This window comes from Legionella massiliensis (assembly GCF_000756815.1).
Lineage (GTDB): Bacteria > Pseudomonadota > Gammaproteobacteria > Legionellales > Legionellaceae > Tatlockia > Tatlockia massiliensis.
The window spans coordinates 1,068,290-1,081,542 of record NZ_CCVW01000001.1 but is presented as its reverse complement, the minus strand read 5'-3'; the positions used below and the strand labels follow the sequence as shown (position 1 = coordinate 1,081,542).

Here is a 13,253-nt window from a genome sequence, read left to right as displayed (position 1 = left end):
TGCTATTTTGGTCAAAGGAAATTTCCTCACCGCTTCTTAATGTAATTTTATTTATAAAATAGTACCATATTTCCTCTAATTGATTGGCAATGTCTTTATAATTATCTTTTTGTTTATTATCTCAATAATAAATCAATCATTTATATGATAAGTTCGATTAGAAAGTGAATTGGGAAAAACTGTTAGCCACCAATACGGAGCTAAAGCAACAACCCATTTTACTCTTACCTGTTGCGTTAGAACTTGATGAGCAATGGTCTTTCGTACGTGATAAGTCAAATCAGCGGTGGTTATGGCTTGCTTTGAATCATTACAGTAGCGAAATACTTGCTTATACATTTGGAGACCGAACAGATAAGACCTGCAAACAATTACAACACCTGTTGGAACCATTCAATATAACTCAATATTTTACTGATGGACTGGGCGCTCACCGATTATTGCCCTTTGAGCAACATGAAGAGGGGAAGCGTAATACTCAAAAAATAGAGCGTAAGATTTTAACCTTCCGTACCCGTATCAAAAGATTAGCTAGAAAAACAATCTGCTTTTCTAAATCCGAACTCATGCATGACACTGCTATTGGTTTGTTTATCAATCTATTTGAGTTCGCTAGAAATGTGTGATCAACAATTTTGATGCACCACCGCTTATTTAATCGCTTGTTGGTTATGGAAACAAACAGCGCTTCCCGGCACGCCCTAAATCCTGTTTTATGAGATTCGCCAAGATGTTGTATTTTTAATTATTATTTTTCTGAGCAATCCCCTGAAGGAGCTGAATATTTTTTTGATACCTCGTCCTTTAGAGCACGCCCAGAGCAAATATTCCGCCGCAAATATGAAGAATGGAAAAAGCGGCTTTTAGGAAAGTATTGATTTATGGCGCAGATAATCAAGCAAAAAATAGCTGACAGAGCGTAGACTGGGCTGACAAGCCTACGTTAGTCTGCCTAAGATCGCCTATCCTTCTTATATCAACTACAATTGATACTTATTTGTACATCTCCATTTGGCATTGTTCCCGACAAAGTACCAGTAGACGAAGTAGCAGTACAGTTTTGACCCGAGGTTGTGGATACAGTTACGTTATAAGCAAAGCCCGTTGGCAGAGCAGAAGGCAAAGCAACACTTGCACTAGAATTAGCGCTCAGTTGCAACGTATCTACGTTATAGGTTCGCATTGCATTCGTCACTGTAACCGCTCCCGTACCATTAAAGCCACTTAGAGTAACAAGTATGTTATGAAAGTAACCATAATTATCCACTATCAGGTCAGTAATCTCATGAATATTCCAGTCATCTCCTGTGCTCGCTGCAAATCCAAGATAGACTGCATCAGGCAAAGCACCAGTAGGTAGACTATATGCTGTAATAACCGCTGAATTATTACGATAGACTGTAGCTAGTGGGGGGTTGCTGGACGAGATTTCTACTCTATACACATTGCGACCGGTACTTACATCAACTATCTGGCTTCTAGAAGTAGAGTCCGCAGAGGAGTTATTATAATATAAGATATATGGAAGTGACGCATCTACGCTAGTAATCAATTGATTATCAGCAGAAGTTGGCCCTCTTATTGCAATCATATTAGGAGTCGGCGGCTGGCCTACATTTCCCTTCGCAAAGTTACCAAATTCGTCAAAGCCAATTCCAACGTAGCCAAACTCAATTCCATCACCTGGAAAATTTGTACCATTACCATATCCTAAGCCTGCACCAGTCGGACCGAGCGTACTAGGTAGTCCTCCGTTCTCCGATCCATCAAGTAAGAAGAAAGAGAAACCGTCCGCACCATTCACCAGCGGTGATCCCACTTCGCCATAAGAGTAGGCTGTAAATTGGATTGCAATTCCTGGAATTGGAGAAACTCCATTTGTAGTGGTTGGGAATGGGTATGTAAAAACAATACCGCCTGCTTGACTACCAGCGGCATCAGTTAATCGCAAAGAACCATTCCCTGGTGGCCCTGGTGGTGATGGTGGCACTGGCCCTGATGTATCTGGTAGCGTTGGTGGAGATCCAGTATACCCACCACATCCATAATTAGCATTACATGTGCTGCCAGTTAAACTTGTACAACGACCAAGAGCGTTAGTACTTCCTTCCGTTGTTGACGCAGTTAAACAGGCAGAATTAATATTAGGGCTAGGTGGTTCGGTAGTAGAAGGCCCCGGTGATGTCCAAGGTAAATCTGTCACTGAGTTTCCAAAAGATTCATAGTAAGGCAGAGCTAAGGTACACACAGCCGTAACTTTAATAGTAAGATCTGGAGGATTTGTCCCAGCCGTCCCCGAACCTGTCCCATTTGTAATGAAACAATTTTCTACCGGTACTGGCGACTGAGTCACAGTGACGCTGAAGGTATCCCCATATACTAATTCCGTTTGAAATGTTTGTGAAATATTGTCAGAAAAAACCAACTGCTCTCCCGCATTTCCATTAATACTATTCTCTACCGTAACCGTGTAAGCGGGACCAGAAGGAGGGGGAGGGAGAAGACCCGTAAGCGATACTGTTACCGGATAATGGATTTGTGTTGCGCTAAAGTAAACTGAGCAAGCGCTCTCGATGGCATCTGAAGTCCAGGTATTCGTCGTTGTTGACGTCGTTGACCAGGAACCTTGTGGACAATTGCCTGTTACACCACCTAGATTGAGGTCGTAGCCCGGGCTTGCGTTAACAGTAAAACTGGTTGTATCCCCTGCTACTACGTTCTGTGTAGGAGGGCTTATAGATTCATTACCATCAGAAGGATAAGCCGATACTAGATACATCACCGGCAAATTGGTTAATTGGAACGGCGTAGACAATGAATCAACCTCTGCCGTCACCGGATAAGGTCCTCCGGCTGTGCTATTGGCTACTGCCGTGACTGACGCCCTGCCATCAAGGCCGGTTCTTACTGACATTGACGACAGCGTGGCACTGGCCCCACTGCTAGGGATTGTAAAGCTCACTGTCGCTAGAGGCACCGGATTACTCGAAGCGTCCGTGACCTTTACTACCAATGGCTGACCAAATGCTGTATTCACCGTCGCAGACTGGCCAGAGCCACTTTCTATGGTAATAGTATTCGGCGTCTCCGCTATGTTGGCTAAGTAAAAATAAGCCGCGGTATTGACACCAGTTACTTTGGCTTCTACTCGATAAATCCCTTCGACGGTATTAGCCGTTGCCGCCACTGAAGCGTAACCATCAGAATCGGTTGTGGGTGCGGTTGGTGTCAGCGTTGCAGTAGCAACATTACTACCGCTAGGGGCTGTAAAGCTCACCGTGACACCGGACACTGCATTACCAAAAGAGTCCGTGACCCTCGCTTTTAATGGATGAGCAAAGGCTGTGCCCACTTTCGTAGACTGGACAAAACCACCGCTGACAGTAATATCGGCCGGCGCCCCTGCGTTATTGGTCAGAGTAAAACCAGGTGAGGCACTGAGGCCATCCACTGTGGCTGATATTCCGTAGCCTCCTGCTTTATCATTGGCTACTGCCGAGATTGAAGCCACACCACCAGCATCGGTCGTAGCTGTAGTTGTTGTAGCTCCGTTTGGTGACAATGCTGCACTAGCACCACCGTTAGGGGCTGTAAAGGTCACCGTCACATTAGGCACCACATTACCAAAAGTGTCGGTGACTGTCGCTTCCAAATCCAGGGGAAAGGGGTTGCCCACCACCACCATTTGGTTAGAACCACCGCTGACGGTGATGGCAGCCGGCGTGCCTACTGCATTGCTCAGGCCAAAATTAGTCGTAGCACCGGATTCATTCACCGTGGCTGTTACTGCATACCCCCCTGGTGTGTGATTGGCTGTCGCCGTGACCGAAACATGGCCACTGCTATCGGTTGTAGCTGTGACTGTTGTACCCATCGATGATAATGTTGCGCTAGCACCACCGCTCGGGGCTGTAAAGGTCACCGTCGCACCGGGCACCGCATTACCAAACGTATCCGTGACCTTCGCTTTCAATGGATGAGTAAAGGCTGTACCCACTGTCGCAGATTGACCAGAGCCACTGACCACGGTAATAATGGTCGGCGTCCCTGGATTATTGGTCAGGGCAAAATGAGCCTCAGCACTGACTCCACTCATTATAGCCTTTGCTTGATAAGCTCCTTCAATGTTATTGGCTGCCGCAGTTACTGAAGCTAAGCCATTAATATCGGTAGTAGCCGTGGTTGATGACAGTGTTGCACTAGCCCCAGTACCAGGAACTGTAAAGATCACTATCGCATGGCGCACCGGATTACCAAAAGTGTCCGTGACCTTCGCTACCAATGAATTAGCAAATGGTGTACCCACCGTCGCAGACTGGGGCGAGCCACTGATCGTAGTAATCGCAGTCGCCTTGCTTGCTGTATTGCTCAGGTAAAAATAAGTCTGGATACTAGTTGCAGTTACCTTGGCCTCTACTTGATAAACCCCTTCGACAGTATTGGCTTTTGCCGCGACTGAAACCAGGCCATCGTTACCGGTTGTAACCGTGATTGTTGTACCCGTGGTTGATGACGATAACAGCATTGCACTAGCAACATTAATACCGCCAGGGGCCGCAAAGGTCACCGACGCATTGGGCACCGGATTATTATAAGCGTCCGTGACCTTCACTTCTAATGCCCGGGCAAAGGCCGTGTCCACTTTCGTAGACTGGGCAAAACCACTTTTTACAGCAATATCGGCTGGCGCCCCTGCTGTATTGGTCAGGGTAAAATAAGCTGCGGCACCGACGCCACCCACTGTGGCTGATACTCCATAACTCCCTGCTTTTGTATTGGCTGTCGCCGTGACTGAAGCCAGGCCATTACTATCGGTTGTAGCCGTGATTGTTGTTATTGTACCCACCATGGTTGACGATGACAGCGTTGCACCAGCACCACTATTAGGAGCTGGCGCTGTAAAGGTCACCTTCGCATAGGGCACCGGATTACCAAAAGCATCCGTGACCTTCGCTTCCAAAGGCTGAGTAAATTGTGTGCCCACCGTCGCAGACTGGGGAGTACCACTGTTCACAGTAATATTGGCCGGCGCGCCTGCTGTATTACTCAGGTCAAAATTAGTCGTAGCACTGGTTCCGTTCACTGTGGCTACTACCGCATACTCCCCTGGTGTATCACTAGCTGTCGCCGTGACAGAAGCATGGCCCTTAATATCAGTTATAACGGTGTCTGATGACAATTTTGCACTAGCCAAACTGCCTGGGGCTGTAAAGTTCACTATCGCAAAGGGCACCGGATTGCCAAACGTATCCGTGACCGTCGCTATCAATGCATCAGGAAAGGCTGTGCCCACTGTCGTAGACTGGCCAGAGCCACTTTTTACAGCAATAGCGGCCGCTGTTCCTGCTGTATTGGTCAGGCTAAAATAAGCCGCGGTACTGACATTGAAACCGCTCACTTTGGCTGATACTACATAAAACCCTGCAGTGGTATTGGCTGTCGCAGTTACTGAGGCATAGCCACTACTATCGGTTGTAGCTGTGAGTGATGACAGTGTTGCACTGGCGCCACTGCTGGGGAGAGTAAAGATGACACTCTGATTAGGTACAGGATTATCATAACTATCAGTGACCAGGACAACTAAAGGACTACCAAACGGCTGCGTGACAGTCGTAGCTTGCGGCGTACCACCCTTCGCTTTAATTCTAGCGGGCGCACCTGGATTGTTAGTAAAGCTAAAGACAGCTGGAGCAGAAATACCTGCAATTGCAGCTGTGATCTGATAACTCCCTGCTGTGCCATTCGCCGTAGCAGTGACGGAAACAATCCCATTATTGTCGGTTGTACCCGTCATTGCCGATAGAACTGCGCTGGCTCCGCTACTTGGGACAGTAAAGGTTACAAGCTGATTAGGCACAGGATTATTATTACTATCAGTGACTTGGACAACCAGAGGTTGGCCAAACGCCTTAGTGACCACAGTAGTTTGCGGTGTACCGCTTTTCGCCACAATGCTTTCCAAACTGGAAATAAAGTTCACTACACAATTAGCTGTTACTTTTCCTGTGGTATAAGTAGAGCCAGCTAAACTACCACCACAAGTATCATTCTTAATCAGCGCAATATAGCCTGCATCTGGAACCACATTGATGTGAGCGTTTGCACCATAAAAGACATCCTGTGCTGGAGGTGTAGCTGCTACGTGATCGTCATGAGTAGCAGAAACAGTAAAGACGTCGAGAAAAGCACGAAAAAAAACTGAACAAGAGCTGGTAATAGGACCTGTAGTATAGACATCACCCGCCCAGGAGCCTATAGGACAGGTGCCTTCTACTATTTTAGTCAAGGTATGGCCTTGATTAGCAACCACAAAGAAACTTTGAGGATAATTATACTTAACCAGTTGAGATGCATTTGGGAAGATTGATTCATTGTTGTCTCCGCCGGGAGTAACCACAAATGTCTCAATAGGAGCGGCAATTGCAGGTATAGCAGGTAAATTAATGCGATTATAGTGATAGATATAACTAACTTGGAGATAATAGAGATCTGCAACTTGAGGGGTAAATGTGATACTAACCGTACAACTTGAGCGGGGTAATATAAGTAAACCCGTACAAGAATCCTGAGTAGAAAAAATGTCTCGCCTATTAACATCCACCGCAATAAAAGCTGGAAAAGGAAGCATGTTAGTAAAGGTATAAGTTACTACAGAACTCTTACCCACGTTAGTTACTGCAAAGCCCGTGGCAGGGGAATAAGACCATCTAACAGGATCAGATGCCGCATGTAATACATGGAAAAAAAGAAATAATAAAACCGCTAGATACATCCGAACAATCTTCATGCGCTTTGTCCCTGCCCGGTTAAAATATTGTGCCATTACCTACGATAAACTTAGGTAAACAACTGGCTGACATGGAAGATACATTAAAACATAGCTCATTGCTATATCCTGATTTCCTTGATCTATTATCTTTTCTCAAGAGCGTTTAGAGGGTTATCTAAATCATGTAACTTGTAACCAAAGTAAAATGAATGCTCTTGTAACATACTCATGAAATCTTAAATTAAGCCAGTCTCTTTATCCCGCATTACAAATTTTAGAAATCAGTTTTCGTAACTCATTGCACCAAGCAATTAGTGATAATTTTGATACAGAACATTGGTTTGATTTACCATTTTTGCACCCTAGAGAGAGAAAACAAATAAGCCAGGTAATAGATGACTTAAGAAAGAGGAACAAATCAATAGAAGCAGGTCGTATTGTTGCAGAGTTATCTTTCGGGTTCTGGACTTCTCTATTTGATATACGTTATGAGCATAGCCAGGTTTTATGGCCAAAATTACTCAAAGGAACTTTTCAGTATCTACCTAAAAGGCAAAGAACTCGTGCTTTCTTATCACGAGAGCTTAATCGAATTCGCTTTCTACGCAATCGAGTTTTTCATCACGAACCCATCTGGCCTTGGAAGGATCTAGCACAACAACATCAACAAATTTTAAATTTAACCAATGGGCTATCACCGGCTGCATCATAATATTTAAATTTATTTGATCAATTTTTAGAACCTTATAACAAAGACAGAAAGTATGTACTTAATAAGCTAAAACAAATTCCCTTTACAGAATAAACTGGATTAAAATCCCCTTCGGGAGATCGTCGTATTTGAGTACTACGTCGTACGACACAATACGCCATTTGTAGTAAAAACCCGCGGGATTATTTATAATAAAATCAAGTGGTTAAAATTGATAAAGATGACTCATAATCCGTTGGTCCTAGGTTCAAGTCCTAGTGGGCCACCAACAAAGTCCTTTAAATTCAATAATATACAACTGATTATCTTAAAGCCCTAAAACCCATTGTGGGGATTTTGTGGGGCACAAATAACACAACCTCATAAATTAGCTTCATCTTTCGATGGAACCCTTCCGTAATGCCGTTGTTTTTAGTAAACCGACACAATTTGGCAGCGAAAGCCATCAGCAGGACTCGTTATTCATTCAGATAGAGGAAGTTAGTACGCAAGTTACCAATACCGTACCCTATTAACGAGTAAAGGTTATATTGGCAGTATGAGTAAAAGAGGAGACTGCTGGGATAATAGTGTTATTGAAAGCTTCTTTGGTCGTTTAAAGCAAGAACGAGTTCAATGGCGAAATTATCAAACTCGATGGGAAGCTCAGCAGGATATTTTGAATTACATCACTATGTTCTATAACAGCCACAGATTGTATTCTTATTTAGGATATTTAAGTCCAAATCAATTTGAAAAACAAAGCGATTGTTTAACGAAAGTTGCTTAACTGGGGTGTAACATTTTGGTTGACCACATCACAAACACCTGTACGCAGCTAGGCCTATCATTTTTTCGTAATACTTCACTTTAATAAATGAGAAGAAGTTTTAATAATCACTTAAGAATTGCTCTACTATAATCCAGGTCACACAATAAACAAAGAGAGTAGGTCATGGCTGCTGAAGAAAATAGCGTAAGAGAATTAATTAGAGATACACAAAAAAGGTTAAGCCAAAAATGCACTACCTTTTCAAATGCAATAAATGAGAATTTATTTCTTTTTGCGAAGGCTCCTGCATACATACCGAAGGCAGAAGAGCTCTATCGAAAACTGCTCGAAATGTCTGAAATACTGGATAATCCTCCGGTACATCCAGAAGTTGCCCTTAAAAAGATGAAAGAGATCCGTGCTGATCTTAAAAACTACTGGCTTTTTTCTTCTAAGATTAGCCTGGAGAGTGTCGGAGGTAGGTTTTTTACTGCAGTTCACCGGGAATTTTATCGTGCGGAACTCAAATTTAAACACCCAGAAACAGAACCTAATACACCCTATGCAGATGACATGGCAATGGGATATTGGGGAGATGAGAGAATTAAAGCCGTATTGACCATGGCGCAGACGAATAAGGAGTCAATATTGGAGTCGATAAAGGAGTCAAAACAAGCCTTCAAGATGGGGTAACGCCCCCATTTGTCACAGAATTTACGGTTTGGTACTTAGTTTGCTTAAAAGCCGTAAATTCTCCGACGTCATCTATTTCGAGAAATCTGTTGCTTTTCTTCATTGTGGTTTAGGTGTCATAAACATTGTATCCTTGCTTTTAATATCTATAACCCGCGATCTTTTAATTTATGACATTTTTTATTGTAAGTTTCCTGGCAACAGCACAGTGAATTAGGAAATCGAGATGCATTGAATTAACACAATTTAAAGCTAACTAGAACTTGTTTATGCTAAAACGATTACGGTTAACGAAAAGCCATATAACCCGACTGGCAGAGCTTTAACTCCATCACTTCATCAGCTTTTGAGCGTGCCGTGGGTTTTATAATTGGCCAAAAACAGAAACTAGTTTGATGGAGAGTTAAGTTGATCAATTTTTGGCATGAAATTTTAATTGAAGAAAATAAGACTTTAGGTAAAACCTTTTACATAGGAATAGTAAGGGCAAACTCAGACGTTTTAATGGAAACAGACGGATTCTTATCAATTAATGATGCCCAACTAGCATGTGAATATTTTATTCGGGGCATAAAGTTTGCCCGAGAAAATGGTTAGAAACCAACTCAGGCCTCTTCACTGAATCATTATTACCTCTCAAATAAGCCGGTTATTCAGCATGCTAAAGAAGAAAATCTGTTAGGGGCTCTTAAAAATAAAGGAAAAATCACTAAGGAGGGTAGTGATAGCCTTCTTTTACCATCCTCTTAGATTATGGTGTTGTTGAGTTCAAAAACTTGGCTGACTTGCTGCTTTCTAAATCGGCCAGATCATCTAAACTTCTGGTTCTTTTGAGCAAACCAAACCTCTCTAGATTAGGACTTACCCTTCCAATATCTATACTAAGCAATGAACAATGAAGACCAAAATCCGCGAGGACTTCCATTTGTTCTGGGGGTAATTTCAATCTGTTTCTACTGAATTGATAATATGTCTTCTTTGCTTTGGCTGGGTAAGCATTATCTGTTTCCATTTTCTGATCAATAAATTCTTTTATAGCCGTAGGCAATGCTTGTTCTACCAATAGACAAGCACCCACAATAATATCGCGAAATTTCTTGCCACATCTACTTGTAATAGTATCGATAAAGAGGGTGCGATTGATTGGATCCCTAATTTCAGTTAACGAGAGTTGATGTGTTTCCCCCTCCAGCGTTGCGAGAGTGCGCAAACTACCTTCAGCATTTGAACGTTTTTCATTTTGTAATTCTCTGCGCTCTTCCAAATGCTTTCCTAGTGGTCCCAATTCATCTTTACCAAGGCGAGCATAATTGCGAGCTGCTAGTGCATCAACGGCTTGGAAGACAAGTGCCAAAAACTGTTCATCATTTAAAATGTGCTCTGGATCATCTTGATCAAAATTCAGTAATTCACTCCATTTCTTTTGCTCAGCAACAGCTATAGCCACCGCCACTTGTGCGTGTATAAAGGCTTTTGCTTTTGTCTCAACAAGACTAAGGGTAGCTCGAATACTCTTCGCTGCATCAAGTTGCTCTTGGAGTAGCGTTATTTCAGCCTGAATATTTTCATCGTCTTCGGTTTCTGTCAGATTAGCAAGATCATCGTAGCATTCATAAAGTTGTTTTTCTATCACAGGGATTTGACGAACTTCTTCGGGAAGTGCCTCCCAAACCCATTGATCAAAAAGCTGGTCAATCGTAGCTAGTTTACGTTCATGAAAATATAATTCTAGTTGTCTATCCTGTTCTTCTTCCGCGTCTAAATATTTAGCCATAGGAAATTTAGCATGCCATGCCTTAAGTAATTCATCCCCTGCGTTAACTGCTTGTTCACTATTTTCAGGTAAGGCTGTAAGGATGTATCCAATACCTGTTGGCCCACTAGTATCGATGACAACAATTAAAGAACGACAATCCCGGGTAGAAGCTCTCATGCCCGCTAATGTATCTTTGTCAAATAATCGCAATTGTTTATCGCTATTAAGAAAAAATTTGGGGTTTTCAGGGATGGTTTGAAGCACAGGGTCAATTAGAGCATCAACTTTAGTAAATAAACGTGTTGCACTGTTAATCTCTCTTTTTTGCTGCATACCAAATTCTCCTAGTGAATGAGAGGTCATAGAGCTCTTCGTGAGAAACTTATCTTTACAAAAATTGGTATAACTATGCCCAAATAGGGTTAAAAGATAAGTAACATCTTAGCAGATTTTTTAATTTAGAATAGAGAGTGGTCTACTTCCCGCGGTTTGACAGTGAAATCCAGATGCTCATTGCTAAAAGACTCTCATCCATGGTCAATACTGGAGAGTCGACAGATGATCAAGACATAATTGCAAGCACCATAGGCTATGTTGACCTCCGGCTGGGAGCTAAGCGAAAAAGGGTTATGTAGAGAGCATCTCCATTGACTCAATAGGGTTTTCCCGCATATCCAGCCCAAACTGGCAATGAGATATAATTAAACTCGAAAACCAATAGTAATGGTCAATCATTTATCACTCAGTACCCTAGTTTCTTGCAATGCAAATGTATAAGTGAATAATCCAATTGTGGCAATAACAGATAGTGAAATAAATCCCACATGGAACCCATAAATTTTTGTTATGAATCCGGCAATAATGTTACTAAGTGATGAACCGATTCCTACGCATAATCCAAGAACACCTAATAAAAAATTAAACCTCCCTGTTCCACTTGCTAAATCAGAAACTATAATCACCGCTACTACTCCAAAAATTCCGGCACTGATACCGTCTAGTAATTGGATAAGGAGTAGGTAAAAGGAGTTTTCTGTTATAGAAAATAATAAAGATCGTAAAATTAAAAAGATAAATGCAAATAAAAAAATGGGCTTACGGCCTATTTTATTTATTATGAATCCTAAAGAAAAAGCAACTATAACCATAACGATTTGCGCCAAGATAATGCAACCTGCCATAAAAATAGAATCATTATCAGGGTTGATTTTCGCAAGCTCTTGGCCAACTAGCGGTAATTGTGCTGCATTAGTAAAATGAAAAACAATTACGGCACTAAAAAAAATCAGAATTGGTTTTGATTTTGCAAGCTGTAAGAAGCTAACGGGTGTAGCATGTGCTTCATCAATTCCATTTTGTATAAGGGGTAACTCTCTAGCAGCAGAATAGTTTATTTCATTTGCATTAATAAATGAGATAGGAATTAATGACAAGATTGAAAACAGGATGGTGCCATATATTATCCATGAATGCCCGTATAATTGGGCTAATAATCCTATGATTATAATAGCAATGACGGTTCCAGTATGAACGATGGATTCATTAATGCTGACTCTCTTGGGAAATAAGTCTTTCCCTACTAACCCCAATGATATTGCTGCAATTGAAGGTGGAATCAGACTAGAGGCCAAACCAACAAGAGATTGCGCTGCAATAATGAGATATAAAGAGGTTTGGCTTAACAAAATGGTGCAGCTTAAAATAATACAGATACATGCAAAGGCTATCAGTGACCGCTTAAATCGAATGACATCAACTATTATTCCACTAGGTATTTGAAATAATACACCAGCAATACCCGTTGTAGCTAACGCCATACCAACTTGGCTTGGGTCCCATCCTAACTTGGATCGTAAATAAATAGAGAGAATTGGACCAATGCCTCCTTGAATATCGGCAATGAAAAATATCATTAGACTTAATGCAAGCAAACTACGGCTAAATGGTAGTGAGTTTTTCATTCAGTCTCCTTGAAGGAAATAAGCATAGATTAAAAGATTGATTAATGTTAGTGGGACGCCCATTTTTATAAACTCAAAAAAGCCGAATCCTTTAATCCCACCTTTTTCACTATTTTGGATAATAATGATATTCGAAGCCACACCTAAAATAGATATATTACCAGCAATGGTGCTACCCACCGCTAAAGATAATAAGCTCAAATTAGAAGGTGAATGAGGCATTAATAGAGGCAAGTACAAGGCGACCAATAGAACATTTGAAATAAACTGTCTAAGAATAATGCTTATTAAAAAAACAACTGCAATATGTGCCACAGAAATGTGAAAATGGTTCATATTCGCTTGAAAAAATCCACTATCCCATACACTTTTCATAAGAATAAAAGTGCTTGCGAAAAAAGCTAATGCCCCCCAATCCAATTTTTTTATAAAAATCCATCGTTAATTACTCAATAAAATAGGAACAGCCGATAGAAGGGCAATATAGCTAAATTCATTTGTATTTTTGAATGAAGAAAATCCACCATAATTTTAATGGTCACTAAAATAACCATCATTGTCAAACTGAACCTACCTCGATTTACCGGACATCTTGTTTAATGGGTATAATC

Annotated in this window: 8 protein-coding genes and 1 pseudogene; 5 read left to right on the top strand and 4 right to left on the bottom strand. The window is 41.7% G+C overall.

Annotated elements, in window-relative coordinates; translation table 11 throughout:
• Positions 1-164 precede the first annotated feature (164 nt).
• On the top strand, positions 165-626 hold the full coding sequence (locus tag BN1094_RS04555; protein ID WP_081934993.1) for an IS1 family transposase: 462 nt from the start codon (positions 165-167) through the stop codon (positions 624-626).
• Between the two features lie 350 nt (positions 627-976).
• On the opposite strand, the gene BN1094_RS04550 is transcribed toward BN1094_RS04555, so the two are convergent.
• Positions 977-6,787, bottom strand: coding sequence for an Ig-like domain-containing protein (locus tag BN1094_RS04550; protein ID WP_176695258.1), 5,811 nt, complete (start codon positions 6,785-6,787; stop codon positions 977-979).
• A gap of 280 nt (positions 6,788-7,067) precedes the next feature.
• On the opposite strand from BN1094_RS04550, the gene BN1094_RS04545 reads away from it, so the two are divergent.
• From BN1094_RS04545 to BN1094_RS04530, 4 genes and pseudogenes are all read left to right on the top strand, one after another.
• Positions 7,068-7,481 carry a hypothetical protein gene (locus tag BN1094_RS04545; RefSeq protein WP_052403135.1) on the top strand — a complete coding sequence of 138 codons (414 nt, stop codon included), beginning with the start codon at positions 7,068-7,070 and terminating at the stop codon, positions 7,479-7,481.
• Positions 7,482-7,899: 418 nt separating this feature from the next.
• Positions 7,900-8,250: pseudogene (locus tag BN1094_RS04540) on the top strand (IS3 family transposase); the annotation flags it as partial.
• A gap of 165 nt (positions 8,251-8,415) precedes the next feature.
• Positions 8,416-8,925 (top strand): hypothetical protein, encoded by a 510-nt coding sequence (locus BN1094_RS04535; RefSeq protein ID WP_043873141.1) that lies wholly within the window; start codon positions 8,416-8,418, stop codon positions 8,923-8,925.
• Between the two features lie 408 nt (positions 8,926-9,333).
• Positions 9,334-9,522: a hypothetical protein gene (locus BN1094_RS04530; RefSeq protein ID WP_043873140.1), complete on the top strand. Its 189-nt coding sequence runs from the start codon at positions 9,334-9,336 to the stop codon at positions 9,520-9,522.
• 154 nt (positions 9,523-9,676) lie between these two features.
• Here the strand turns inward: BN1094_RS04530 and BN1094_RS04525 are convergent, their stop codons facing one another.
• The 3 genes from BN1094_RS04525 to BN1094_RS04515 all read right to left on the bottom strand — a co-directional run bounded on the left by BN1094_RS04525 (position 9,677) and on the right by BN1094_RS04515 (position 13,017).
• Positions 9,677-11,014 carry a hypothetical protein gene (locus tag BN1094_RS04525; RefSeq protein ID WP_043873139.1) on the bottom strand — a complete coding sequence of 446 codons (1,338 nt, stop codon included), beginning with the start codon at positions 11,012-11,014 and terminating at the stop codon, positions 9,677-9,679.
• 398 nt (positions 11,015-11,412) lie between these two features.
• Positions 11,413-12,642, bottom strand: coding sequence for an MFS transporter (locus tag BN1094_RS04520; protein WP_043873138.1), 1,230 nt, complete (start codon positions 12,640-12,642; stop codon positions 11,413-11,415).
• A complete protein-coding gene (locus BN1094_RS04515; protein ID WP_141650422.1) occupies positions 12,643-13,017 on the bottom strand; it encodes a transporter permease in 375 nt (124 codons plus the stop codon).
• Positions 13,018-13,253 lie beyond the last annotated feature (236 nt).